Below are 24,884 nucleotides of genomic sequence, written 5' to 3' on the forward strand. Positions count from 1 at the left end.
GCCACACGCGGACACGCGACCGCTCTTACACCACTCCACGGGACGTGACCGGCGAGAGCTTCGGATACGCGAGCCGAATCAAGTTGTGCGGTATCGAGTTTCGCATATGTGGCGGCCAGGCTGCTGGGCTGCGGGGGTTCGCCGGCGGCGACGTGGATCGCGCGTCGCCGCTCACGGTGGATGTCCTCGGCGACGTTGGCCAGCAGCGCGAAGTGCGTGAACGCGCGGATGACCGGGATCGCCTTGCGGATCGCGATGCCGTCGAACATGTCGGCCAGCTCGGCGCGGTCGATCTCGGAACGCCGGACCCGGAACGACTCCACGCGGGCACGCTCGACGAGATCGAAGATCTCATCACCGTTCTGCTCACGGATGGTGTCGCCGAGGATGCCGCCGAGCAACCGGATGTCTTCGCGCATCGGCTCGGTGGCCTCGCGGCCGACCTGGGTGCGCTGCACCGCGCCAATCGGCTCGAGACCGTCGACCATACGTCCCAGTATCGGCGCAGCGGCACCCACGTCGCACGGCCGGGTGGTGCCGCGACTTGTTGCGCGTGCAAGCACCGGGAAAGAAATTTCGGCCGTTTCCGGAAGTCAACGCGGCATCGGGAGCACGATATCGGTGTGATCTGTCATTGATTCTCGACATCCGCAGGAGCCCACCATGGCCATGACAATCACCACCGCTGGTTCCGCCGGTCGGCAGCCGCGCCGGCGCCTCCTTGTTCCCACCGCGGTGTTCGGCGCCGCCGTCGTACTGTCTGCCAACGCGATCGCCTCCGCCGCACCCGACGACGGCGAATGGGACATCGAGGCCTACGACAACTGCATGAAGCAGACGGTCCGAAACGCCGACTTGTGTTGCGTCGACTCGGGCGGGGTGCCCACCGCCGACTCGGAGGACACGCAGGCCGACGGGTCGCCGAACTGCTATGCGCCGCCGGCCCAGGCGCAGGGCGTCGAACAGCCCGGGGTGCCACCGCGGCTACCACCAGGGGCCATCGTCGGTCAACTGCCTGTCGCGCCTGTCGCGCCGGCAGGCCCGCAGAACCCCGGCGTGGCGCCGATCGTGACGCCGACGGTGGTGGCTCCGGGTTAGCCGTACTTGATCTGCAGGCCGACGCCGAAGATCGACACCAGCCAGATACCGGTGATGAACAGCGTCAGACGGTCCAGGTTCTTCTCCACGACAGTGGACCCGGACAAGCTCGACTGCACGCCGCCGCCGAACAGGCTCGACAGGCCGCCACCCTTGGCGCGGTGCAGCAGGACCAGGAGCACGACCAGCACGCTGGTCACGACCAGGGTGATCTGCAGGGCCAGTTCCATGGCGGCCAGCCTACAGGCCGGGCGCGGGCGCTACGGCAACGGCCCGCCGGCGGCGATCGCGGACAGCGTGGCGAACTGCTCACCGTCGAGCGACGCGCCCCCGACCAACGCGCCGTCGACGTCCTCCTGCGCGACGATCTCGCCGACGTTCTTGGCGTTCACCGAGCCCCCGTAGAGCACCCGCACGCCGGCGGCCAGCTGCGGTGACGCCAGCTTGCCCAGTTCGTCGCGGATCGCCTTGCAGACCTCCTGTGCGTCGGCCGCGCTGGCGACACGCCCGGTGCCGATCGCCCACACGGGCTCGTAGGCGATGACGGCGTTGCCGATCTGCTCGGCCGACAGCCCGGCCAGTGAGCCGCGCAGCATCTCCACGTTGTGTTCGACGTGGTTGCCCGCCTCGCGCACCTCGAGCTGCTCACCGATGCAGATGATCGGCACCAGATCGTGCCGGAACGCCGCGGCGGCCTTGGCCGCCACCAGCGCATCGTCCTCGTGGTGATACGTGCGGCGCTCCGAGTGCCCGACGACCACGTACGTGCAACCGAGCTTGGCCAGGAAGGCACCGCTGATCTCGCCCGTGTAGGCGCCGGAGTCGTGCTGGGACAGGTCCTGTGCGCCGTACGTCAGCAGCAGCTTGTCGCCGTCGACGAGGGTCTGCACGCTGCGCAGGTCGGTGAACGGCGGCAGCACCGCGACGTCGACCTTGTCGAAGTACTTCTGCGGCAGTGCGAACGCGATCTTCTGCACCAACGCGATCGCCTCGAAATGGTTGAGGTTCATCTTCCAGTTGCCGGCGATCAGCGGCTTGCGGCTCACGACTGTCGTACCCCTCACTGTTCCAGAACGGCGATGCCGGGCAGTTTCTTGCCCTCAAGGTATTCCAGGGACGCCCCGCCACCGGTGGAAATGTGGGAAAAGCCGTCGGCGGGCAGACCGAGTTGACGCACGGCGGCCGCCGAGTCACCGCCGCCGACGACGCTGAACGCACCCTTGCCGGTCGCGGCGATGATCGCCTCGGCGACCCCTTTGGTGCCCGCCGCGAACGACGGGAACTCGAACACGCCCATCGGGCCGTTCCAGAACACGGTCCTGGCGTTGGACAGCAGGTTGGTGAACCGCTCCACCGATCCCGGCCCGATGTCCAAACCCATTTTGCCGTCGGGGATCTGGTCCGCGCGCACCGTCTCCGGCGTCGCGTCGGCAGCGAACTCGTCGGCAACCACGATGTCCACCGGCAGATGGATGACGTCGGCGTAGGTGTCCAGCAGCTTGCGGCAGGTCTCGATCATCCCTTCTTCGAGGAGTGACTTCCCTACCGGAACCCCTTGGGAGGCAAGGAATGTGAAGCACATTCCGCCGCCGATGAGGATGCTGTCGGCTTTGGTCGCCAGGTTCTCGATGACCGCGAGCTTGTCGGACACCTTCGAACCGCCGAGAACCACCGCGTACGGCCGCTCGCTCGAGCTGGTCAGCTGCTGCAGCACCTTGACTTCGGCCTCCACCAACCGGCCCGCGTAATGCGGCAGCAGCGTGGCCACGTCGTACACCGATGCCTGCTTGCGGTGCACCACGCCGAAGCCGTCGGACACGAACGCCCCAGGTGAACCGTCGGCGCCGCTGACCAGTTCGGCCAACTGCCTGGCCAATGCCCGCCGCTCGTCGTCGTCCTTGCTGGTCTCGCGCGGATCGAAACGGACGTTCTCCAACAGCAGCACGTCGCCGTCGGTCAGGCCCTCGGCTCTGGCGAGCGCGTCGGTGCCGACCACATCTGCGGCCAACTGGACATGCCTGCCGAGCTGCTCCCCCAGCGCGGCGGCCACCGGCGCCAGCGACAGCTTGGGATCCGGGGCGCCCTTGGGCCTGCCCAGGTGTGCGGTGACGATGACCTTCGCGCCGGCCTCACACAGCGCGCGCAGCGTGGGCACCGACGCGATGATGCGGCCAGGGTCGGTGATGTTGCGGTCATCGTCCAGTGGGACGTTCAAATCCGAGCGCACCAACACGCCTCTGCCCGAAACACCTTCGGCCAGAAGGTCGTCGAGCGTCTTGATGCTCACTGTCAGAGAGACTTGCCGACCAGCGCGACGAGGTCCACGCACCGGTTGGCGTAGCCCCACTCGTTGTCGTACCAGGACACCACCTTGGCCTGGTTGTCGATCACCTTGGTCAGCCCGGCGTCATACAGCGAGCTGTGCGGGTCGGTGACGATGTCGCTGGAGACGATCGGCGCGTCGTAGTACTTGAGGATGCCCTTGAGCGGACCGTCGGCGGCGGCCTTCATCGCGGCGTTGATGTCTTCCACGGTGGCCGACTTGCTCAGCTCCGCGGTCAGGTCGGTCACCGAACCGGTGGGGATCGGCACCCGCAGCGCGTATCCGTCGAGCTTGCCCTGCAGTTCCGGCAGGACCAGCCCGATGGCCTTGGCGGCACCGGTGGAGGTCGGCACGATGTTCACGGCCGCGGCGCGGGCGCGGCGCAGGTCCTTGTGCGGGCCGTCCTGCAGGTTCTGGTCCTGGGTGTAGGCGTGGATGGTGGTCATCAGGCCCTTGACGATGCCGAACTCGTCGTTGAGGACCTTGGCCAGCGGGCCAAGGCAATTCGTGGTGCACGACGCGTTGGAGATGATGTTCTGGCTGCCGTCGTACTTGTCGTCGTTGACGCCGAGCACAACGGTCAGGTCCTCGCCCTTGGCGGGCGCGGAGATGATGACCTTCTTGGCGCCCGCTTCCAGGTGTCCCCTGGCCTTGGCCGCGTCGGTGAAGATGCCGGTGGATTCGACCACGACGTCGACGCCGAGATCGCCCCACGGCAGCGCCGCCGGCCCTTCCTTGACCTCGAGCGCCTTGATCTTGTTGCTGCCGACGACGATGTTGTCGTCGCCTTCGAGGCTGACATCCTCGGGGAAGCGGCCCAGAATCGTGTCGAACTTCAACAGGTGGGCCAGGGTGGCGTTGTCGGTGAGGTCGTTGACCGCAACGATCTCGATGTCGGTGCTCTTGCCCTCGGCCTTCTGCGCCGCCAGGGCCCGATAGAAGTTGCGTCCGATGCGGCCGAAGCCGTTAACGCCTACCCGGATCGTCATTTTTGTCGCTCCCTCAGTTGCCTAATACGCGGTGCTGCTCACCGCTCAGCGTAGTGGTGTGACTCACACCACGTGCGGGCTGGTCAATGCACTGCCAGGCTCTGGTCGGTATAGGGGTTACCCAGCCATTTGCGCCGGATCGCCTGCAGCGTGCCGTCGTCTTCGAGCTCGGCCTGCGCGACGGTGAGCCGGCTGAGCAACGCCTGGTCGTGCGGGCCGACGGCGATCGCGATGTTCTCGACCGCGATCCCGCGCTGGACGACCTCCACGGCGGGGATCGGTTTCACCAGCTCGGTGAGCACCGGCCCCAGCTCCAGCACGGCGTCGCATCCGCCGGCGCTCAGGTCGGCCAGTGCCGCCGCGATGCCGTCGTAGACCCGCGCCGTCGCGGCCTTCCCCTCGGCGACGAGTTGCTCGGCGACCACCCGGGCGGTGCTGTCCTGCTGCACCCCGACGGTCAGCCCGTCGAGGTCGTCGACCGACCTGGCGCGCGGCAGGCGTTTGGTGTCGACGGCCAGCGCGTGCCCGCAGATAAGGTAGGGCGCCACGAACCGCGCCTTGGTCTCGCGTTCGGGCGTGACGGCGATGCCGGCCGCGACGCAGTGGTACTCGCCGGCGTTGAGCCGCTCGAAGATGCCGTCGTCGGTGGCGCCGCGGTACTCGACGAATTCGACTGTGGCGCCCAGCTTCTTGGCCAGCTCGGTCATCAGGTCGATGTCGAGGCCGCCGCCGTTGTCCATGCTGTTGAACGGTGGAAGCGGGACGGCGGTGCCGACCTTCAGGATCTCCATGCGTCCAGTGTTCGACGAGTGTGGGATCGATGCACGTGTTTCGCGCCGAACACGTGCTGGTAACCCACGTTCGCGCGATTACGAACGGCTAGGCGTCTTCCAACAGGTCGGGGGTGACCGCCGACTCCGTGTCGGGAATGCCCTCCTGCTTGGCCTTGCGATCCGCCATCGACAGCAGGCGCCGGATCCGGCCCGCCACAGCGTCTTTGGTCATCGGCGGATCGGCCAACCGGCCCAGCTCCTCCAGCGAGGCCTGCCGATGTTCGACGCGCAGCTTGCCCGCGGCGGCCAGGTGATCGGGCACGGTGTCACCGAGGATCTCCAGCGCGCGCTCCACGCGCGCGGCCGCCGCGACCGCGGCCCGCGCCGAGCGTCGCAGGTTGGCGTCGTCGAAGTTGGCCAACCGGTTGGCCGTGGCGCGCACCTCGCGGCGCATCCGGCGCTCCTCCCAGATCAGCCGGGTGTCCTGGGCGCCCATCCTGGTGAGCAACGCCCCGATCGCCTCACCGTCGCGCACCACCACGCGGTCGCTGCCGCGCACCTCGCGGGCCTTGGCGCTGATCCCCAGCCGTCGCGCCGCGCCGACGAGCGCGAGCGCGGCCTCCGGGCCCGGGCAGCTGACCTCCAGCGCCGACGAGCGGCCGGGCTCGGTGAGCGAACCGTGGGCCAAAAACGCCCCGCGCCAAGCGGCTTCGGCGTCGGCGACGCTGCCCCCGACCACCTGGGCGGGCAGCCCGCGGACCGGGCGGCCGCGCATGTCCAGCAGCCCGGTCTGGCGCGCCAACGCTTCCCCATCCTTGGCGACCCGCACCACGTAACGGGTGTTCTTGCGGATGCCGCTGGCCGACAGCACGTGCACCACCGCGGTGTAGCCGTACAGGTCGTAGATGTCCTTGCGCAGCCGTCGCGCGATGATCCCCAGATCAACCTCGGCCTCGACGACCACCCGGCCCGACACGATGTGCAGCCCGCCGGCGAATCGCAGCAGCGAGGCCACCTCGGCGCGGCGAGCGCTGACGGAATTGACCAACAAGCGGCTCAGCTCGTCCTTGACCTCGGCTGTCATCGCCACGGGTCGTCACCTCTCGGTCCGTTCACAGTCGGAGTGGGCACGGTCGGCGCGGGTGGGGTGGGCCCACGCAGCCGCACACCTTCCAAAGCTGCGGCCAGCTTCGCCGGATCATGTAAAGGTGTACCAGGTCTGGATACGTCGGCAAACTCCACGTGAGCATCGAGGATGTTCGCGGTCCGGCGTAGTTGCTCGCGCTCGCGCTCGCTGGGCACCCGGCTGGCGTCGACCACGATGTCGTGCACGGTGAACCCCGGCGCGTGCTGTGACAGCACGTGGATGTGGCGTTCGACGGAGAACCCCGCCGTCTCCCCCGGCTCGGCGACCAGGTTCAACACCAGCGCCCGGCGGGCCGGCGTCGCCTGCAGCGCCGCCGCAAGCTCCGGAACGAGCACATGCGGGATGACACTGGTGAACCAGGAGCCCGGTCCGAGCACCACGAGGTCGGCGGCCATGATCGCGTCCACCGCCTGCGGGGTGGCCGGCGGGTTGCCGGGCAGCAGCCGCACTCGGCGCACCTGCCCGACGGTGGTGGCGATGGCCACCTGCCCGCGGATCACCCGCGACATCCGCGGGTCCGACTCCAGCCCCGCGACGTCGGCCTCGATCCCCAGCGCGATCGGGCACATCGGCAGCACCCGGCCCTTGACGCCCAGCATGCGGCCCAGTTCGTCGAGCGCGGCGACCGGATCGGCGAGCACCTCGTTGAGTCCGGCCAGCATCAGGTTGCCGATCGGATGACCCGCCAGCGCGCCGTTACCCCCGAACCGGTGCTGGATGATGGTCGCCCACAACCGTCCGTGCGGGCTGTCAGATGCCAACGCGGCCAATGCCATTCGCAGATCACCGGGCGGGACGATGTCGAGTTCGTTGCGCAGCCGGCCCGACGAGCCGCCGTCGTCGGCCACCGTCACCACCGCCGTGACGTGAGGGGTGAGCCTGCGCGCCGCCGACAACGTGGCGTACAGGCCGTGCCCTCCGCCAAGGGCGACGATGCGCGGGCTCATTCGCGGCCCAGATCCCGGTGCAGCACACGCACCGTGAGGTCGTCACCCGCCTGCAGCCGGGTCGCGAGCGCTTCGGCGATCGCGACGCTGCGGTGCTTGCCGCCGGTGCAGCCGATGGCAACGGTCATATAGCGCTTTCCTTCGCGACGGTAGCCGTCGATCACGAGGTCGAGCAGTTGATGGTAGGTGTCCAGGAACTCTCTCGCGCCCTGTTGGGCGAGCACGTAGTTCCGGACGGCCGGGTGCTGACCGCTGTGCGGCCGCAACTCGTCCACCCAGTGCGGATTGGGCAGGAAGCGCACATCCATGACGGTATCGGCGTCCATCGGCAGTCCGTACTTATACCCGAAGGATTCCACGGTGACACTCGTGTGACGGGTCGTCTCGCCGCCGAAAGCCCGTTCGATGCTCTCCCGCAGCGCCGGCACCGACAGCGTCGACGTGTCGATGACGAGGTCGGCGCCCGCGCGGACCGGCGCCAGCATCGCGCGCTCGGCCGCAATGCCTTCGGCCAGAGTCTGATTGCCCTGCAGCGGGTGGCTGCGGCGGTTCTGCTCGTAGCGGCGGACCAGGATGTCGTCGGACGCCTCCAGGAACAGCACCCGCGGGGCGATGTTGCGGGTCGCCAGCTCCTGGCGCACCCCGTCCAGGTCGCCGGTGAACCCCCTGGAGCGCACGTCCATCACCACGGCCAGCTGGGTGATCCGCGAGCCGGCGGCCAGCCCGAGCTCGACCATGCGGGCGATGAGCTCCGGCGGGAGGTTGTCGGCGACGTACCAGCCGAGGTCTTCGAGCACCTTGGCCGCCGTCCCGCGCCCGGCTCCCGACAACCCGGTCACCAGGACGACGTCGATGTCTGATTCACCGGGTCGGTCGGCAGCCACCGATTCGGCGCCGACGTCGTCGCGCAGCTCCTCGTGCATTCCCTGTTCCGTCATCCCGATACCACGCGTTGATCATCGCCGATTGTCTCCTCGGGCGTGCCGGATTCGGTTCCCACACCCAGCGCCTCCAGTACCGCCCGCGCGGTGGCGACGCCGATACCGGGTACGGCGGTGATCTCCTCGAGGCTGGCCTCCCTGAGCCGTGCCACCGACCCGAAATGGGTCACCAGCGCCTTGCGGCGGTGCTCGCCGAGCCCGCGGATCGAGTCGAGCGCCGACGCCGTCATCCGTTTCGAGCGCTTGCTGCGGTGATAGGTGATAGCGAACCGGTGCGCCTCGTCGCGCACCCGCTGCAGCAGGTACAGCCCGTCGCTGTGACGCGGCATGATCAGCGGGTCCGGCTCAGACGGCACCCACACCTCCTCCAACCGCTTGGCCAGACCGATCACCGCGACGTCGCTGATCCCGAGCTCGTCGAGGACGGCCTGCGCGGCGTTGACCTGAGGAGCACCGCCGTCGACGACGTACAGGTTCGGTGGATAGGCGAACTTGCGCGACCGCGCTTGCGCTGCCGAATCCGATTCGACTGCACCGTTTTTCATGCTCTGGATGTCGTGCAGGTGCCGATGGAAGCGGCGCCGCGTCACCTCGGCGATCGATGCCACGTCGTCGGAGCGGCCGTCGCCCGCGGCTTCGCGGATGGCGTAGTGCCGATAGTCCGACTTTCGCGGCAACCCGTCCTCGAAAACCACCAACGAGGCCACCACGTCGGTGCCCTGGATGTGGCTGATGTCGACACACTCGATCCGCAGCGGTGCCTCCGCGAGCCCAAGTATGTCCTGAATGCTTTGCAGCGCAGCGGTTCTGGCTGTGAAGTCACCCGCGCGTTTGAGCTTGTGCTGGGCCAGGGCATCCTGGGCGTTTCGCCGAACGGTCTCGGCGAGCGCGCGTTTGTCGCCGCGCTGCGGCACCCGCAGCACGACCCGCGAGCCGCGCAGCTGGGTCAACCAGGTCGCCAGCTCGTCGGCGTTCTCGGGCAGGCACGGCACCAGCACCTGCCGCGGCACCGGGTTCAGCGACTCGTCGGCTGCACCGTCCAACTCGGCCTGATCCCCGTAGAACTGCGTGAGGAACTGCTCCACCAGGCGTTCCTCGCTGAATTCTGCTGCCTCGTCCGATTTTTCGACGATCCAGCCCCGCTGCCCCCGCACCCGGCCGCCGCGCACGTGGAACACCTGAACCGCCGCCTCCAGCTCGTCGTCGGCGAACGCCACCACGTCGGCGTCGGTGCCGTCGCCGAAGACCACGGCCTGCTTCTCCAGCGCCCGCTTGAGCGCCGAGATGTTGTCGCGCAGCCTGGCGGCGCGTTCGAAATCCAGTTCCTCTGCGGCACGGGCCATCTGCTGTTCCATGTCGCGGATCAGCCGGTCGGTCTTGCCGGCCAGGAAGTCGCAGAAGTCGAGCACGATCTGGCGGTGCTCCTCCGCGCTGACCCGGTTGACACACGGCGCCGAGCACTTGTCGATGTAGCCCAGCAGACACGGCCGGTCAATCTGCCTGTGCCGCTTGAACACTCCGGCCGAACAGGTACGCGCGGGAAAGACGCGGGTGAGCAGGTCGAGGGTTTCGCGGATCGCCCAGGCGTGCGAGTAGGGCCCGAAGTAGCGGACCCCCTTGCGCCGCGCCCCCCGATACACCATCAGCCGCGGATATTCCTCGTTGAGCGTGACGGCCAGCACCGGATACGACTTGTCGTCGCGGTAGCGCACGTTGAACCGCGGATCGAACTCCTTGATCCAGTTGTACTCGAGCTGCAGCGCCTCCACTTCGGTGTTGACCACCGTCCACTCGACGCTGCCCGCCGTCATCACCATCTGCCGGGTGCGCGGCGCCAGGCTGGAGACGTCGGCGAAGTAGGAGGTGAGTCGGCTGCGCAGGCTCTTGGCCTTGCCGACGTAGATCACCCGGCCGTGCGGATCCAGGAACCGGTAGACGCCCGGTTCGACCGGGATGGACCCGGGCGCGGGCCGGTAGGTCGCTGGATCGGGCATGATTCCCAGGTTACTGCCCGTGTCGACAACCCCTCGGCCCGCCGACGCGCGTCGGGGCGCCCTCAGCGCAGAGTCGATGGGTAACCGGCCCGAATGAACTACCGTCGAGTGGTGCGGATTTCACCGCTGACCAAGGTGCTGGCGCTGCTGACGGCCGGCGCGCTGGTGCTGGCCGGATGTGCCGCCGAACGCGGCGAGACCACTGTGGCGCCGGCGTGTGCCGTCATCGCCGACGGCGGCCCGGCCACCGACGAATACCGCACCGACATGACGGCGGTGCGCACGAGCAGCTACTCGGTCGTCACCGCCAACCCGCTGGCCACCCGGTCGGCCTGCGAGGTGCTGCGCGACGGGGGCACGGCCGCCGACGCGCTCGTCACCGCGCAGGCCGTGCTCGGTCTGGTCGAGCCGCAGTCCTCCGGCATCGGCGGCGGCGGGTTCCTGCTCTACTACGACGCCGTCACCGGCGCGGTACAGGCCTACGACGGCCGCGAAGCCGCCCCGGCGGCGGCCACCGAGAACTACCTGCGCTGGGTGTCCGACACCGACCGCAGCGAACCCAGACCCGATGCCAGGGCGTCAGGCCGGTCCATCGGCGTGCCGGGCATCGTGCGGCTGTTGCACGAGGTCCATGTCGAGCACGGCGGCGCCGGCTGGCGTGAGCTGTTCGACCCCGCTGTCAGGATGGCCGACGACGGTTTCGCCATCAGCCCGCGGCTGGCGGGCGCGATCGCCGCCGCGGCCCCTCAGCTGGCGGCCGATCCGCAGGCCGCCGAGTACTTCCTCGACGCCGACGGCACGGCCAAGACGGCCGGGACACGGTTGGTCAATCCGGCTTACGCAAAAACGTTGGGCGCCATCGCAGCTGATCCGCAGTCCTTCTATACCGGCCCGATCGCCGACGATATCGTCGCCGCCGCGGCCGACCCGTCCGGCGACCGCACCCCCGGCCGGCTGACGGTCGAGGACCTGTCGAGCTACACCGTCAAGAGGCGTGAACCGCTGTGCGGCCAGTACCGGAAGTGGGAGGTCTGCGGTATGCCGCCACCGTCGTCGGGCGGCATCGGCGTGGCGGCCACGCTGGGCGTGCTCGAGCACTTCCCGATGGCCGACCACAGACCCACCGAGGTCGACCTCAACGGCGGGCGGCCCACCGTGATGGGCGTACATCTGATCGCCGAAGCCGAGCGGCTCGCCTACGCCGACCGCGACCGCTACGTGGCGGACACCGATTTTGTTGCGTTGCCCGGTGATTCACCCGACACCCTGCTCGGCAGCGACTACCTGACCGGGCGGGCGGCGCTGATCTCGCCGGAGCACACGATGGGCACCGCGACGCCGGGTGACTTCGGCGCGCCCGCGGTGCCTGCCGCTCCGGTTCCCGAGCACGGCACCAGCCAGGTCAGCATCGTCGACGGCGCGGGCAATGCGGCGTCGTTGACCACCACCGTGGAATCGTCGTTCGGGTCGTTCCACATGGTCGACGGCTTCATCCTCAACAACCAACTGACCGACTTCTCCGCGGAGCCGGTCGGGCCCGACGGTGTGCCCATCGCCAACCGGGTGCAGCCGGGTAAGCGGCCGCGCAGCACGATGGCGCCCACGCTGGTCTTCGATCACGCCCCGTCCGGACCGCCGGGGACCCGCGGGCCGCTGTACGCGGTGCTGGGCTCGCCCGGCGGGTCGACGATCATCCAGTTCATCGTGAAAACCCTTGTCGGCATGCTGGACTGGGGCCTGGATCCCCAACAGGCGGCCTCCATGGTGGATTTCGGCGCGGCGAACACTCCCGAAACGAACGTCGGCGGCGAACACCCGGTGATCGACACCTCCGATGACGGCGACCACGATCCGTTGGTGCAGGGCCTGCGGGCGCTGGGCCACCAGGTCAACCTCGCGCCCCAGTCCAGCGGGCTTTCGGTCGTCGCGCGTGACGGCGCGGATCTGGTCGGGGGTGCCGACCCGCGCCGGGAGGGCGTGGCGATGGGCGACGTGGAGTGACGGTCAGCGCGAGTTGCTGGCCTTGTATCGCCGGACCAGGGCCCTGACCTGGTCCATGGCCTCCACCGCGCGGTCCTTGTCGACGGCCTGGATCGCCATCACCGGGATGTACTCGTCGTCGGGCAGGTCCACCCGCGCCCAGCGCGCCCCGGCCGGGAACGACACGTCGACGACATCGGACCACGGAATCAGCCGGTAGCCGAACAGGTTTCGCACCGCGACACCTTCCGCGCCGATCCGGAGACGGGGCCGGGCCAGCAACAGGACCGCCCCGGCGATCACCACGCCGAGCAGCGCGATCGCCACCTGGTCGGCGGTCCGGAAGATGACCCCGGTCGACGCGATCTTCAGCAGCGCCCCGACCGTGATGTGCGCGGCCAGGATCACCGCCGCCGCGGCATACACGAAATACGGTGTCAGGTGCGGCCGTACCTGCAGGTCCCAGTCAGCCATGCCGCAGGCCGCGAAGGGTCAGCGCGGTGGACAGCGCGGCCGCGGCCGCCTGGGCGCCCTTGTCCTCGGCCGACGTCGGCAACCCGGCGCGGTCCAGCGCCTGCGCCTCGGTGTTCGTGGTCAGCACGCCGTTGGCGACGGGAGTGGACGCATCCAGCGACACCCGGGTGAGGCCCTGTGTCACGGCGTCACACACGTAGTCGAAATGCGGTGTCTCGCCGCGGATCACCACGCCCAGCGCGACCACCGCATCATGGTCGGCCGCCAATGCCTGCGCCACGACCGGGATTTCGATCGCGCCGAGAACCCGCACCACGGTGGGGTTGTCGATTCCCGCGTCCGCGGCCACCTTTCGCGCACCGTCGAGCAGGGCGTCACAGATCGTCTGGTGCCACGTGCTGGCCACGATGGCCAACTTCAAGTCTGACGCGTCGAGCTGTGGCAGGTCGGGAACACCGGCCGCTGGGCTCATAGGGCTCCGCCGAGATCCACATCGCTCGGCCTGCGGTCACCGAGCAGGTAGACGCCCTCGTCGTAGGAGTCCATGGTGGTCGCTTCGTGGTAATCGTCGAGCCCGATGAGGTCGTGACCCATCCGGTCCCGCTTGGTCATCAGGTAGCGGATGTTCTCCTTGTTGGCCCGCACCGGCAGCGGCACGCGTTCGATGATGTGCAGCCCGTAGCCGTCCAACCCGACGCGCTTGGCGGGGTTGTTGGTCAGCAGCCGCATCGAGCGCACGCCGAGATCGACGAGGATCTGCGCGCCGATGCCGTAGTCGCGGGCGTCGGCGGGCAGGCCGAGCTTGAGGTTGGCGTCAACGGTGTCGTCGCCGGCGTCCTGCAGTTGGTAGGCCTGCAGCTTGTGCATCAGCCCGATGCCGCGGCCCTCGTGGCCGCGCATGTAGAGGACGACGCCGCGGCCCTCGTGGGCCACCATCGCCAGCGCGGCGTCGAGCTGCGGGCCGCAGTCGCAGCGCTGCGAACCGAACACGTCGCCGGTCAGGCATTCCGAGTGCACGCGCACCAGCACGTCGTGGCCGTCGCCGTGCGGGCCGGCGATGTCGCCGCGGACCAGCGCGACGTGCTCGATGTCCTCGTAGATGCTGGCGTAACCCACGGCGCGGAACTCGCCGTGCCGGGTCGGGATACGTGCCTCCGCGACACGTTCGATGTGCTTTTCGTGCTTGCGCCGGTACTCGATGAGGTCGGCGATGGAGATCAGGGCCAGATCGTGGTCGTCGGCGAACACCCGCAGCTCATCGGTCTGCGCCATCGCGCCTTCGTCCTTCTGGCTGACGATCTCGCAGATCGCGCCGGCGGGCTGCAAGCCCGCCATCCGGGCCAGGTCGACGGCGGCCTCGGTGTGTCCCGGCCGACGCAGCACCCCACCGTCCTTGGCGCGCAACGGAACCACGTGACCGGGCTTGGTGAAATCGTTGACGGTGCTGGACGGGTCGGCGAGCAGGCGCATCGTCGTCGCACGATCCGAAGCCGAAATACCCGTTCCGACACCGAACTTCGCGTCGACGGTGACCGTGTAGGCGGTGCCGTGCTTGTCCTGGTTCACCGCGTACATCGGAAGCAGGCCGAGCCGGTCGCAGATCGCGCCGTCCAGCGGCACGCACAGGTATCCGGAGGTGTAGCGCACCATGAACGCGACGAGCTCTGGTGTGGCCTTTTCCGCGGCGAAGATGAGATCGCCCTCGTTTTCGCGATCCTCATCATCGACGACGACGACGGCCTTCCCCGCGGCGATATCGGCAACCGCCCGCTCCACAGAGTCCAGCCTCGTCATCTCATCAGTATGAACCACCAGGGCCCGGATCTTATTGCCAGCCCCCTGAGCTGGGCCGATGCTGCGACCGGGCGGATCGGGGGCTATTCGCCGATCAGGCCGTCTCTGGCATCGAGCAACCGCTCGACGTATTTCGCGATGACGTCGACCTCGAGATTGACGGGGGCGCCGACCTCGACGGTGCCCAGCGTGGTTGTCTCGAGGGTCGTCGGGATCAGCGACACCTCGAACCAGTCGTGGCCCAGCCCGGACACCGTCAGCGACACGCCGTCGACGGTGATCGAGCCCTTCTCGACGACGTAGCGCGCCAATGCGGTGGGCAGTGCGATGCGCACCACCTCCCAGCGCTCGGCCGGGGTGCGCGCGACCACGTGTCCGGTGCCGTCGACGTGGCCCTGCACGATGTGGCCGCCGAGCCGGCTGTTGACCGCCGCGGCGCGTTCCAGGTTGACCCGGCTGCCCACCCCGATGATGCGCAGGCTCGTCCTGTGCAACGTCTCCCCGATGACGTCGACGCTGAACGCACCGTCGGGTAACACTTCGACAACGGTCAGGCAGACGCCGTTCACCGCGATGGAATCGCCGTGGCCAGCGTCGGACGTGACGAGCGGCCCCCTGATGACCAGCCGCGCGAAGTCACGGAAGTCCTCCCTAGCGACGACCTCACCCAGTTCTTCGACGATTCCGGTGAACACGCCGACAGAGTAACCAGCCGCCGAGACCCTCTACGATGCATTCCATGCAGACCCGCCCAGTAGCGATCTTTGCCGCCCTCTTCGCTGTCCTCGCTCTTCTCGCAGGTTGTTCCAAGTCCGCTGACTCCGGAAAAGACCTCCCCGACGCGGCGACACTGCTCACGCAGTCGACCGACACCACCAGGGGCCAGACCAGCGTTCACCTGAGGCTCACGGTGCAGGGCGAGATTCCCGCGCTGCCGCTGGAGTCGATCGAAGGCGACCTGACGAACGTTCCCGCCGTCGCCGCCGCGGGCTCGGCCAACATGCTGTTCATGGGCCAGCGCCTGCAGGGCGTCGAGTTCGTCGTGCTCGACGGCACCCTGTACGCCGCGATCAGCGCGGGCGCATTCCAGGACTTCGGTCCGGCGGCCGACATCTACGACGTCTCGGCCATCCTCAACCCCGAAATCGGGCTCGCGAACGTGCTGGCCGACTTCTCCGACGCCAAGTCCGACGGCCGCGAGACCATCAACGGCGTCGAGACGGTCCGCATCGCCGGAACCGTCAGCGCCGAAGCCGTCAACAAGATCGCCCCGCAGATCGGGGCCACCGAACCGGTGCCCTCCACTGCCTGGATCGCCGAAGAGGGTGACCACGCGTTGATGCAGATCACCCTGCAGACGGCACCGGAAGGCAGCATCACCATGACGTTGTCGGACTGGGGCAAGCCGGTGACGGTCACCAAGCCCGCCATCTGATGCAGACCCTGACCGACACCGCACCGAAGACCGGCAGCCGCAGGGTCGCCATCAGCGCGGGCAGCCTCGCGGTGCTGCTCGGCGCGCTGGACACCTACGTCGTCGTCGCGATCATCCGCGACATCATCATCGACCTGCGGATACCGGTGAACCAGCTGCAGCAGGTGACCCCGATCATCACCTGCTACCTGCTCGGATACATCGCCGCGATGCCGCTGCTCGGCCGCGCCTCCGACCGGTTCGGCCGCAAGCTGATCCTGCAGAGCAGCCTGGCCGGGTTCGCGGTGGGTTCGGTGGTCACCGCGCTGTCGAACGACCTGCTTCCGATGGTGATCGGCCGCTCCATCCAGGGCGTCGCCAGCGGCGCGCTGCTACCGGTCACGCTGGCATTGGCGGCGGACCTGTGGGCCAGCCGCAACCGCGCCGCGGTGCTGGGCGGGATCGGCGCCGCACAGGAGCTGGGCAGCGTGCTGGGCCCGTTGTACGGCATCGCGGTAGTGGCGGCGCTGAACACCTGGCGCGACGTGTTCTGGATCAACGTGCCGCTGGCGGCGGTGGCGATGATCCTGATTCACTTCAGCCTGCCGTCCAGGCTCAAACCCGAGAACCCGGAGCGGGTCGACGTGGTCGGTGGCGTGCTGCTGGCCATCGCGCTCGGCCTGATCGTGATCGGGCTGTACAACCCGGCCCCCGACGGCCACAAGATCCTGCCCGATTACGGGGTGCCGGTGCTGATCGCCGCGGCCGTGGCGCTGGTGGCGTTCTTCGTCTGGGAGCGGTTCGCCCGCACCCGGCTGATCGAACCCGCCGGCGTGCATTTCCGCCCGTTCCTGGCGGCGCTCGGGGCCTCGCTGTGCGCCGGCGCGGCGCTGATGGTGACGCTGGTCAACATCGAGTTGTTCGGCCAGGGTGTGCTCGGCAAGGACCAGACCGAAGCGGTCATGCTGCTGCTGCGCTTTCTGATCGCGCTGCCCATCGGCGCGGTGATCGGCGGGTGGATCGCCACCCGGGTCGGCGACCGCATCGTCACGTTCGTCGGCCTGATGATCGCCGCCGGCGGTTATCTGCTGATCTCGCACTGGCACATCGACGTGCTGTCTCGCCACCACGACCTCGGCTTCATCACCTTGCCCGTGCTCGACACCGACCTCGCCGTCGCGGGCCTGGGGCTGGGCCTGGTGATCGGCCCGCTGACCTCGGCCACGCTGCGGGTGGTCCCCGCAGCTCAGCACGGCATCGCGTCGGCCGCCGTGGTGGTGGCACGGATGATCGGCATGCTCATCGGTCTGGCCGGGCTGACCGCCTGGGGGCTGTACAAGTTCAACCAGTACCTGCAGGAACGGCTCGCCGCGCAGCCCATGCCGCCCGACGATTCCCTCGGCGGCCAGCTGCTTGCGCAGGCCACTCGGCTGCGCCAGGCCACCCTCGAGGCCTACGCGATGCAGTACGGCGACATCTTCCTGGCCACGGCCGTGGTGTGTGTCATCGGTGCCCTGGTCGGGTTGCTGGTCAGCGGTCGAAAGGAGCACGCCGACGAGGTCGGGCCCACAGCCGACGGTGATGGGGATGGGGGCGCGCCGACCGATCTGATCGACGCGCCGACGCCTGGCGGACGCGACCGCGGCTAGGCGGTCGGGCTCAGCAGCGCTCGATACCGGGCTGGATCAGCACCGGCTCGTCCCGGCGGGTCGAATCCTCGTCGGGCGCCTGCCCGGCCTCAGACCGATCCCGCAGCACACTGCAGACCAACGCTTTGAGGCTCCGTGGGCCCATCGGGCGGTATTTGAGCCAATCCTGCAACGCAGTCATGCTCGTGTCCTCCAGTTGTGCTCACATAGCGTGAGTGCCATTTCGGTACGAGTGTACCGATGCCCGCACCACTGATTGGCTGCCCGAACCGGCGGGTATGCGTGTCGTTGACCACAACGTCACGGGAGAAGATTCATGGCAAGTTCACTGGACGGCAAGAAAATTGCGTTCCTGGTCGCCCCCGAGGGCACAGAACAGGTGGAGCTGACCGAGCCGTGGAAAGCGGTCGAGCAGGCCGGCGGAACCCCGGAACTGGTCTCCACCGAGGTCGGCAAGATCCAGGCGTTCAACCACCTGACGCCGGCTGACACGTTCGACGCGGAGAAGTCCGCCTCCGACGCCGAGGTGTCGGATTACGCGGGGCTGGTGTTGCCCGGCGGCGTCGCCAACCCGGACTTGCTGCGCACCGACGCCGCCGCCGTCGCGTTCGTGAAGGGTTTCTTCGACGCGGGCAAGCCGGTCGCGGCGATCTGTCACGCGCCGTGGACGCTGATCGAGGCCGACGTGGTGCGTGGGCGGACGATGACGTCCTGGCCTAGCGTCAAGACCGACCTCGTCAACGCCGGCGCGAACTGGGTCGACGACGAAGTCGTCGAATGCTCGCGTGGCCCAAACACTTTGGTGACCAGCCGCAAACCCGCCGACCTGCCCGCGTTCTGCCGCACACTGGTCGAGACCTTCGCCAAGAGCGAGTGACACCAAAGCAGGCCCACCCGTAGAGGATCAGGCGGGTACCAGGCTGAGCAACACGTCGGGACCGATCGGTTCGATGCCGTCGAAGCGCCATCGTTGGGCGTGGGCGATGGACAGCACGCCGACGTCGTCCACCGCGGTCACCGGGCCGCCCAACAGGATCGGCGCCACGTAGGCCAGAATGCGGTCGATCACACCGGCCCGAAGAAATGCGCCTGCCAGCGTCGGCCCGCCCTCCACCAGCACGTCGGTGCGATCCGACAACGCCTTCAGCACCTCGTTGGGATCACGAGTGCGGATCAACATGGTGCGCGAGTCGTCGTTCAAAACCTTTGCGTCAGAAGGTATCTCACGCTCTCCGACCACGACCCGCAGCGGCTGGTGCTCGGCGAGCGTACCGTTGGGCAACCGCGCCGTCAGCGCCGGGTCGTCGACGAAAACCGTTCCGGTGCCGACCACGATGGCGTCGGCGACCGCGCGTCTGCGGTGCACGTCGGCGCGGGCCGCTTCGCTGGTGATCCACTGGCTGCTGCCGTCGGCCGCGGCGCTGCGACCGTCGATGCTGGTGGCGAATTTCCATGTCACATGGGGCAATCCGGTGCGCTGTTTGTGCAGCCACTCCCGCAGGGGCCCGCCCGCCACCTCTGAGGCGAGCACGCCCGCGACGACCTCGACACCCGCGTCGGCCAATCGCACCGCGCCGCCGGCGGCCACCGCGTTCGGATCGGTCACCGCGTAGACCACCCTCGAAACCCCTGCTGCCACAAGCGCGTCCACGCACGGCGGGGTTCGGCCGTGGTGGTTGCACGGCTCCAGCGTCACCACCGCGGTTCCGCCGACCGCGCGCTCCCCTGCCCTGCGCAGCGCGACCACCTCGGCGTGCGGCCCACCCGGCGGTTCGGTGGCGCCGACCCCGGCGACTTCGCCGTCGCGGTCCAGAATGACCGCGCCCACAGGCGGGTTCGGATATGTCCGCCCTTTGACGTCGTCGGCCTTCTCGATGGCCAACCGCATGGCGGCCTCGAGGTTCATCGACGGTGCTTTGACGCGGCGGCCGCCTGCCGACGCAACGACTCCACCGCTGCGGCGGGGTCGGCTGCGCTGTACACCGCCGAACCGGCGACGAAACAGTCCACCCCGGCCTCCGCAGCCTGCTCGATGGTGTCGGCGTTGATGCCGCCGTCGATCTCGACGATGATAGACAGCTCGCCCGCGTCGATCAGGCGCCGCACGACGCCCACCTTGGGCAGCACCTCGGGAATGAAACTCTGCCCGCCGAACCCGGGTTCCACCGACATGATCAGCACCGTGTCGAACTCGGGCAGGATCTCCAGATACGGCTCGATCGGCGTGCCGGGCTTGACCCCGAGGCCGGCCTTGGCGCCCGCGGCGCGGATGTCGCGGGCCACGGCGACGGGGTTGTCGGTGGCCTCGGCGTGAAAGCTGACGTTGTGGGCGCCGGCCTCGGCGTAGGGCGGTGCCCAGCGGTCGGGGTTCTCGATCATCAGATGGCAGTCCATCGGGATGTCGGTGGTGGGCAGCAGCGCCTCGACCACCGGCAGCCCGATGGTCAGGTTCGGCACGAAGTGGTTGTCCATCACGTCGACGTGCAGCCAGTCGGCGTTCTTCACGGCGGCGGCCTCCTCGGCCAGCCTCGCGAAGTCCGCCGCCAGAATCGACGCCGAGATCAAGGGCTTCCCCATGGGCTCACCCTACTTTGAGCGCGGCCGCGAACATCGCGTCGGTGCCGTGCCGGTGCGGCCACAGCTGCACGTACGGCCCGTCGCCCAGCCCGTCGACCGGGTCGAACAACGGCCGGGCGTCCAGCGCGGTCACCGGGTGGCGACGCAGCGCGTCGGCGACGATGCCGACGGTCTCGGCCAGATGCGGTGAGCACGTCGCGTAGAGCACCACCCCGCCGGGCCGCGTCAGCCCGATCGCGGCGGCCAGCAGCTCACGCTGCAGCTTCGCCAGCCGCGGCACGTCGGCGGGCTCGCGCCGCCACCGCGCTTCCGGCCTGCGCCGCAGCGCGCCGAGGCCGGTGCACGGCGCGTCCACCAGCACCCGGTCGAAGCCGGGTTCCAGCCCGGTCCGGCGGCCGTCGACGCGCAGCACCTCCACGGGCAGGCCGCGGGTGTTCAGCTCGACCAGCTCGGCGCGCCGGGGGTTGGGTTCCACCGCCGTCACCCGGGCGGCGGCGCCCTCGGCGTCCCCGCGCACGGCGGCCAGCGCGGCCAGCAGCGCGGTCTTTCCGCCGGGGCCCGCGCACAGATCGAGCCACCGCCCCGTGTCGGGCCCGTCGAGTTCGGCCAGCGTCAGCGCCCTCGCCACCAGCTGGCTGCCTTCGTCCTGCACCAGCGCCGCGCCGGTGCGCACCGGTTCCAGCCGGCCGGGGTCTCCACCCGTCAGGTACACCGCGTAGGGCGAATAGCGGCCGACGGTCCCGCCGACCTGTGCGGCCAGCTCCTCAGCGGTCAGCACCCCCGGCCGGGCGGCCAGGTGGACCGCCGGCCGGGCGTCGTCGCTGGCCAACAGCTCCTCGAGTTCTGCGGCCCGGCCGCCGAGCGCGTCGGCGAACGCCTGGGCGATCCATCTCGGGTGCGCGTGCACGAACGCGGCGTGGCCGATCGGATCGGCGTTCTTGTCCGGCGCCAGCTCCTGCACCCAGGCGTCCTCGTCCCGCCCCGCGATGGTGCGCAGCACCGCATTGACGAAACCCGCACGAGCAGAGTCGAATTCGATAGCGGCCTGTTCGACGGTGGTGGAGACCGCGGCGTGTTGTTCCACCCGGGTGCGCAGCAGTTGATAGGCGCCCAGCCGCAGCAGGTCCAGCAGGGCCGGGTCGATGCGGTCGGGCGGGCGTCCGGCCGCATGGCTGATGATCGCGTCCAGCAGACCCCGCGTACGGCAGGTGCCGTAGGTCAGCTCGGTCGCGAACGCCGCGTCCCGGCCGCTGATCCCACGCTCACGCAGCAGCGCAGGCAGCGCCAGGTTGGCGTAGGCGTCCTTCTCCGAGACGGCGCGCAGCACGTCGAAAGCCGCACGGCGGGCGGGGTCCAGCGGCTTTCGGCGCGGTGGCCGGCCGCGGCGGGGTCTGGTCATTCGGCCCGCGCCGAGTCGTCGAGCCGGGCGCCGCGGGCCCAGTCGGCCGCGTTCATCGATTTCTTGCCCGGGGGCTGGACCGTGCCGAGGCGCACCGGTTGCGACCCGGTGCCGACCCGCACACCGTCTCGGTCGACCCGAATCACCCCCGGGGCCAAGGGATCCGCGGCGTCATCGATGCTCACCGGGCCGAGCTTGACCCGCAGGTCGCCGATCATGGTCCAGGCGCCGGGGCTGGGGGTGACCGCACGGATGCGCCGATGGACCACGTGGGCGGGCAGATCCCACCGCACCCGGGCCTGCTCGACGGTGATCTTGGGGGCGACGCTGATGCCGTCGGAGGGTTGCGGCACCGGTTTCAGCGAACCGTCGGCGATGCCGTCCAGGGTGGTCTCCAGCAGCGCGGCACCCGAAACCGCCAGGCGGTCAAGGAGATCACCGGCCGTGTCGGTCGGGCGGATGGTCTCGGTGACCACGCCGTAGATGGGTCCGGAGTCCAGGGCCGGCTCGATCTGAAACGTCGTCGCCCCGGTCACGGTGTCGCCCGCGGCGATCGCGGCCTGCACCGGCGCGGCGCCCCGCCAGGCCGGAAGCAGCGAGAAGTGCAGGTTGACCCAGCCGTGGCGGGGCACCGCCAGCAGCCGCTCACTGAGCAGTGCGCCGTAGGCCACCACCGCGCAGCAGTCCGGGGCCAGCTCGCTGAGCTCGGCGATGAACTCCTCGGAGTTGGGCCGCCGCGGACGCAGCACCGGGATGCCGTGCTCGAGCGCGAGCCGGGCCACCGGCGACGGCGCGGGTTTGGCCCGCCGGCCCGACGCGGCGTCCGGCCGGGTCAGCACCGCGATGACGTCGTGGCGCGGCGATTCGATCAGCCGGCGCAGCGACGGCAGGGCTGGTTCCGGGGTGCCGGCGAAGACGATGCGCACCGAGCCAGTCTAGAGAGAGCGTTTCGGCTCTCGTCGAGATCTACGCCATGGTCGCGGTGCGGCGCGACAGCCCTGGGGTAGGTCTCGCGAAGTTAGTTGTGCGCTCTCACCGCGGCGTCTGGTAGTACTCGCGTTCGCCCACCCCGGCCAACGGCGCCACGAACATCCACGGGATCGTGGTGATCAGCCGGTTCAACGTGGCCACCGCGTCGTTGTAGTACTGACGGGCGAACGCCAGCTTGTTCTCGGTGTCGGCGAGGTTGTTCTGCAGGTTCAGGAAGTTCTCCGACGAATTCAGCTGCGGATAGTTCTGGCCGAGGGCCAGCAGCGGAATCAGCGCGCTGTCGAGTTGCTTCTCCGCGGCGCTGCGCTCGGCCACCGACTTGCCCGCGGTCGCCGACGCCAGCGCCGCGCGGGCGTTGGTGACGTGGTCGAGGATGGCCTTCTCGTGCACGGCGAACGTCTGCACGGTGTGCACCAGGCTGGGAATCAGCGAGGCTCGCCGCATCAACTCCACGTCGATGCCCGACAACGCCTCGGCGACCCGGACATCAGCGGCGCGAATCCTGTTGTAGCCCACCACGAAGCTGACCAGTGCCGCCACCGCGAGCATCAGCGCGATGACCAGCAGGATCCTCACCATGATCCGCCTCCTCCTCCGCCGCCGCCACCGCCGCCGCCTCCCCCGCCGCCACCGCCGGACGATGACGACGAGGACGACTGCGAGGCGGTGTAGGCCCCGATCGACGATGACAGCGCCGACTCGAAACTGTCGAAGTCCGCGCCACCGCCTGAACCGCTGCTGAAGCCCCAACCGGTCGATGACGACGAGTGATACCAATCCGGTTGCGGGGCAGGCTCGCCCATCGCGGCCTCGTACTTCTTGGCCCACAGCGCCGCAGCGCCCGCGGCCACCGCGAACGGGATGTAGGCCGTGTAGAGATCCTTGCGGGCGGCGAAGTCGAACCGGCTCTCAGCCGAGTCGGTGGCCAGCAGCCGGTGGAATCCCCCTGCCCGCGACCATAGTTCGCGTCCGGCGGCGGTCCGACGAGTGCCGACGCCTGGCAACCAGGACGGCGTCGTGAACAGAAAGAACGCGGCGAACGGCAGTGCCCACAGCGTGTTGGGGAGGCCGAACCATCGGAAGAAGCACACCATCATCGCCACGAACGCCGCGACGTTGGCGACCCGCAGCCACCACTCGGAGCGCTTCTTGACGAGCAGACCCTCGTCGGACGCCCAGTTGCGCACCGCGGCGGCCATGTCGTTCTTCGCGGCGCTGAGCCGTTCCCCCGACTTGACGGTCTTCTTGGCGTCGAACTCCCTACCCGGCCCCATCACCTTCAGCTTCGACCCGACCGCGACCGCGACGGGGTCGACGTCCGCCCACGCGCCCTCGTCGGCGATCCCGCGGATCTTCCAGTGCTTGGCGCTGATCTGCCGCAGTTCGATCAGCCCGCGGTCGGCGAGGTGGAACAGGGTCGCGGTGAGCCCGTTGGCGGGCACGTCCTCGGTGCGGATGTATTCGAGCTGGACGGGCCCGAGTCCGTCCGGCGGGCTGTACTGCAGCGGAAAACCGGGTGGAGTCTCCAGGATTCGGCCGTACCACAGCGTCGCGATCAACACCGCGGCGAGGGTGAGCCCGGCCACCCACAGCACGCCCGCCACCGAGTCGCCCAGCACACCGTCCCACCGCTGCGGCCACGGCAGTTCGGTGCGGGGCGGCGTCGGGACGTCTACTTCCGCGCGCACCGTGACCGGGGTGCGGGGCGGCAGGTTGACCGCCGAGAGCTGCACGGTGCGCGCCGAAACCGTCAGGGCGCGACAGGGTCGTCCCACACCGTGACCGACCGAGCACTGCACGCTGGGAACGTCGCCGGGCATCTTGATGGAGATGTCGGCGCGCTCGATGTAGTTGTTCCACGACGGTGCGATCACGTTCCAGAAGAACACCGACTCCGCGGACCGCGGTTGACCGACGGACCCGGCAAACCGCTTGTCGGCGCCGATGTTTGCCGGATCAAGGACCCCGTCGATGGTGTAGCGGATCTCGAAGACGTGAGTGCCCGGGCGCAGATAGGCGTCCGGGTCGCCGATCTTGGCGACCCGAAACCGCGTGCCGTTCTCCCACAGCATCTGGTACTTCGCTGGTTCCCCGTCGAGCAGGATCGACGTGATCTGTGGCCGCTGGCGCACCCCGGCGACGTTGGGGTTGGCGACATCCCAATACCGGAACAGGCCGTGGCGCCCGCTCGGGAATTCGGCGGTGATGGTCTCCGCGGCGTCGAGGCGGCCGTCGGCGGTGACCGCGAAGTTGGCCCGGTACTCGCTGATCACGACCGGGTCCGAGATGTCGGTGGCCTCCTGCGTCACCGAATCGAAGACCAGGGGGGACAACAGGCCAAACGTGATGAGTACCAACGGGATGAGCAACAGGAGTAGCCGCCGCATTCGCACCT

The 24,884-nt window shown here is 69.1% G+C and carries 26 protein-coding genes; 5 read left to right on the forward strand and 21 right to left on the reverse strand.

What is annotated here, in order from left to right:
* A partial coding sequence (locus MELE44368_RS25690) for a phosphoenolpyruvate carboxylase (protein ID WP_241566773.1) occupies positions 1–488 on the reverse strand: 488 nt, incomplete at its 3' end.
* A 175-nt stretch (positions 489–663) separates the two neighbouring features.
* On the opposite strand from MELE44368_RS25690, the gene MELE44368_RS25695 reads away from it, so the two are divergent.
* Positions 664–1,098 (forward strand): hypothetical protein, encoded by a 435-nt coding sequence (locus tag MELE44368_RS25695; RefSeq protein WP_128111046.1) that lies wholly within the window; start codon positions 664–666, stop codon positions 1,096–1,098.
* On the opposite strand, the gene secG is transcribed toward MELE44368_RS25695, so the two are convergent.
* The 9 genes from secG to uvrC form a co-directional block, all read right to left on the reverse strand.
* Entirely contained in the window at positions 1,095–1,328 is a 234-nt protein-coding gene (gene secG, locus MELE44368_RS25700; RefSeq protein WP_046750371.1) for a preprotein translocase subunit SecG, read from the reverse strand. The two genes, MELE44368_RS25695 and secG, sit on opposite strands and share 4 nt — an antisense overlap.
* Before the next feature lie 30 nt (positions 1,329–1,358).
* Positions 1,359–2,144, reverse strand: a complete 786-nt coding sequence (gene tpiA, locus MELE44368_RS25705; protein ID WP_046750370.1) for a triose-phosphate isomerase — start codon at positions 2,142–2,144, stop codon at positions 1,359–1,361.
* A 14-nt stretch (positions 2,145–2,158) separates the two neighbouring features.
* Positions 2,159–3,385, reverse strand: coding sequence for a phosphoglycerate kinase (locus MELE44368_RS25710; RefSeq protein ID WP_128111047.1), 1,227 nt, complete (start codon positions 3,383–3,385; stop codon positions 2,159–2,161).
* Between the two features lie 2 nt (positions 3,386–3,387).
* A complete protein-coding gene (gap, locus tag MELE44368_RS25715; protein WP_128111048.1) occupies positions 3,388–4,410 on the reverse strand; it encodes a type I glyceraldehyde-3-phosphate dehydrogenase in 1,023 nt (340 codons plus the stop codon).
* A gap of 83 nt (positions 4,411–4,493) precedes the next feature.
* Positions 4,494–5,201: an ABC transporter substrate-binding protein gene (locus MELE44368_RS25720; protein WP_128111049.1), complete on the reverse strand. Its 708-nt coding sequence runs from the start codon at positions 5,199–5,201 to the stop codon at positions 4,494–4,496.
* Positions 5,202–5,289: 88 nt separating this feature from the next.
* Complete coding sequence (gene whiA / locus MELE44368_RS25725; protein WP_109749288.1) at positions 5,290–6,267, reverse strand: DNA-binding protein WhiA; 978 nt, start codon at positions 6,265–6,267, stop codon at positions 5,290–5,292.
* Positions 6,264–7,277: a uridine diphosphate-N-acetylglucosamine-binding protein YvcK gene (gene yvcK, locus MELE44368_RS25730; RefSeq protein WP_128111050.1), complete on the reverse strand. Its 1,014-nt coding sequence runs from the start codon at positions 7,275–7,277 to the stop codon at positions 6,264–6,266. Before yvcK ends, whiA begins: the two co-directional genes overlap by 4 nt.
* Positions 7,274–8,215, reverse strand: a complete 942-nt coding sequence (gene rapZ, locus MELE44368_RS25735; protein ID WP_164890233.1) for an RNase adapter RapZ — start codon at positions 8,213–8,215, stop codon at positions 7,274–7,276. Before rapZ ends, yvcK begins: the two co-directional genes overlap by 4 nt.
* The gene (gene uvrC, locus MELE44368_RS25740; protein ID WP_128111051.1) at positions 8,212–10,212 is read right to left on the reverse strand and encodes an excinuclease ABC subunit UvrC; all 2,001 of its coding nucleotides are present in this window, start codon (positions 10,210–10,212) and stop codon (positions 8,212–8,214) included. Before uvrC ends, rapZ begins: the two co-directional genes overlap by 4 nt.
* A gap of 93 nt (positions 10,213–10,305) precedes the next feature.
* Between uvrC and MELE44368_RS25745 the strand changes: the two genes are divergently transcribed.
* Positions 10,306–12,213 (forward strand): gamma-glutamyltransferase family protein, encoded by a 1,908-nt coding sequence (locus MELE44368_RS25745; RefSeq protein WP_128111052.1) that lies wholly within the window; start codon positions 10,306–10,308, stop codon positions 12,211–12,213.
* Positions 12,214–12,216: 3 nt separating this feature from the next.
* Here MELE44368_RS25745 and MELE44368_RS25750 read toward each other — a convergent pair whose 3' ends face one another.
* The 4 genes from MELE44368_RS25750 to MELE44368_RS25765 all read right to left on the reverse strand — a co-directional run bounded on the left by MELE44368_RS25750 (position 12,217) and on the right by MELE44368_RS25765 (position 15,155).
* Entirely contained in the window at positions 12,217–12,666 is a 450-nt protein-coding gene (locus tag MELE44368_RS25750; RefSeq protein WP_128111053.1) for a PH domain-containing protein, read from the reverse strand.
* Complete coding sequence (ribH, locus tag MELE44368_RS25755) at positions 12,659–13,138, reverse strand: 6,7-dimethyl-8-ribityllumazine synthase (protein WP_128111054.1); 480 nt, start codon at positions 13,136–13,138, stop codon at positions 12,659–12,661. Before ribH ends, MELE44368_RS25750 begins: the two co-directional genes overlap by 8 nt.
* Positions 13,135–14,460: a bifunctional 3,4-dihydroxy-2-butanone-4-phosphate synthase/GTP cyclohydrolase II gene (locus MELE44368_RS25760; RefSeq protein WP_128111055.1), complete on the reverse strand. Its 1,326-nt coding sequence runs from the start codon at positions 14,458–14,460 to the stop codon at positions 13,135–13,137. The genes ribH and MELE44368_RS25760 overlap by 4 nt, the downstream gene beginning before the upstream one ends.
* 83 nt (positions 14,461–14,543) lie before the next feature.
* Complete coding sequence (locus MELE44368_RS25765) at positions 14,544–15,155, reverse strand: riboflavin synthase (RefSeq protein WP_128111056.1); 612 nt, start codon at positions 15,153–15,155, stop codon at positions 14,544–14,546.
* 44 nt (positions 15,156–15,199) lie between these two features.
* Here MELE44368_RS25765 and MELE44368_RS25770 point away from each other — a divergent pair, with 44 nt between their 5' ends.
* Positions 15,200–15,895, forward strand: coding sequence for an LppX_LprAFG lipoprotein (locus MELE44368_RS25770; protein ID WP_128111057.1), 696 nt, complete (start codon positions 15,200–15,202; stop codon positions 15,893–15,895).
* Complete coding sequence (locus tag MELE44368_RS25775; RefSeq protein WP_128111058.1) at positions 15,895–17,523, forward strand: MFS transporter; 1,629 nt, start codon at positions 15,895–15,897, stop codon at positions 17,521–17,523. Before MELE44368_RS25770 ends, MELE44368_RS25775 begins: the two co-directional genes overlap by 1 nt.
* A gap of 10 nt (positions 17,524–17,533) precedes the next feature.
* Here MELE44368_RS25775 and MELE44368_RS26830 read toward each other — a convergent pair whose 3' ends face one another.
* The gene (locus MELE44368_RS26830) at positions 17,534–17,704 is read right to left on the reverse strand and encodes a hypothetical protein (RefSeq protein WP_164890234.1); all 171 of its coding nucleotides are present in this window, start codon (positions 17,702–17,704) and stop codon (positions 17,534–17,536) included.
* A 135-nt stretch (positions 17,705–17,839) separates the two neighbouring features.
* Here MELE44368_RS26830 and MELE44368_RS25780 point away from each other — a divergent pair, with 135 nt between their 5' ends.
* Positions 17,840–18,400: a type 1 glutamine amidotransferase domain-containing protein gene (locus MELE44368_RS25780; protein WP_206613868.1), complete on the forward strand. Its 561-nt coding sequence runs from the start codon at positions 17,840–17,842 to the stop codon at positions 18,398–18,400.
* Positions 18,401–18,427: 27 nt separating this feature from the next.
* On the opposite strand, the gene ribD is transcribed toward MELE44368_RS25780, so the two are convergent.
* The 6 genes from ribD to MELE44368_RS25810 form a co-directional block, all read right to left on the reverse strand.
* Positions 18,428–19,429, reverse strand: coding sequence for a bifunctional diaminohydroxyphosphoribosylaminopyrimidine deaminase/5-amino-6-(5-phosphoribosylamino)uracil reductase RibD (gene ribD, locus MELE44368_RS25785; RefSeq protein ID WP_128111059.1), 1,002 nt, complete (start codon positions 19,427–19,429; stop codon positions 18,428–18,430).
* Entirely contained in the window at positions 19,426–20,100 is a 675-nt protein-coding gene (gene rpe, locus MELE44368_RS25790) for a ribulose-phosphate 3-epimerase (protein WP_128111060.1), read from the reverse strand. The genes ribD and rpe overlap by 4 nt, the downstream gene beginning before the upstream one ends.
* 4 nt (positions 20,101–20,104) lie before the next feature.
* Complete coding sequence (locus MELE44368_RS25795; protein WP_128111061.1) at positions 20,105–21,499, reverse strand: RsmB/NOP family class I SAM-dependent RNA methyltransferase; 1,395 nt, start codon at positions 21,497–21,499, stop codon at positions 20,105–20,107.
* Positions 21,496–22,425 (reverse strand): methionyl-tRNA formyltransferase, encoded by a 930-nt coding sequence (gene fmt, locus MELE44368_RS25800; protein ID WP_128111062.1) that lies wholly within the window; start codon positions 22,423–22,425, stop codon positions 21,496–21,498. The genes MELE44368_RS25795 and fmt overlap by 4 nt, the downstream gene beginning before the upstream one ends.
* 106 nt (positions 22,426–22,531) lie before the next feature.
* Positions 22,532–23,068, reverse strand: a complete 537-nt coding sequence (locus MELE44368_RS25805; RefSeq protein WP_128111063.1) for a LemA family protein — start codon at positions 23,066–23,068, stop codon at positions 22,532–22,534.
* On the reverse strand, positions 23,062–24,876 hold the full coding sequence (locus tag MELE44368_RS25810) for a DUF2207 domain-containing protein (RefSeq protein ID WP_128111064.1): 1,815 nt from the start codon (positions 24,874–24,876) through the stop codon (positions 23,062–23,064). Before MELE44368_RS25810 ends, MELE44368_RS25805 begins: the two co-directional genes overlap by 7 nt.
* Between the last annotated feature and the right edge of the window lie 8 nt (positions 24,877–24,884).

Origin of the sequence: Mycolicibacterium elephantis DSM 44368 (assembly GCF_004014805.1) — a bacterium.
GTDB classification, from domain to species: domain Bacteria; phylum Actinomycetota; class Actinomycetes; order Mycobacteriales; family Mycobacteriaceae; genus Mycobacterium; species Mycobacterium elephantis.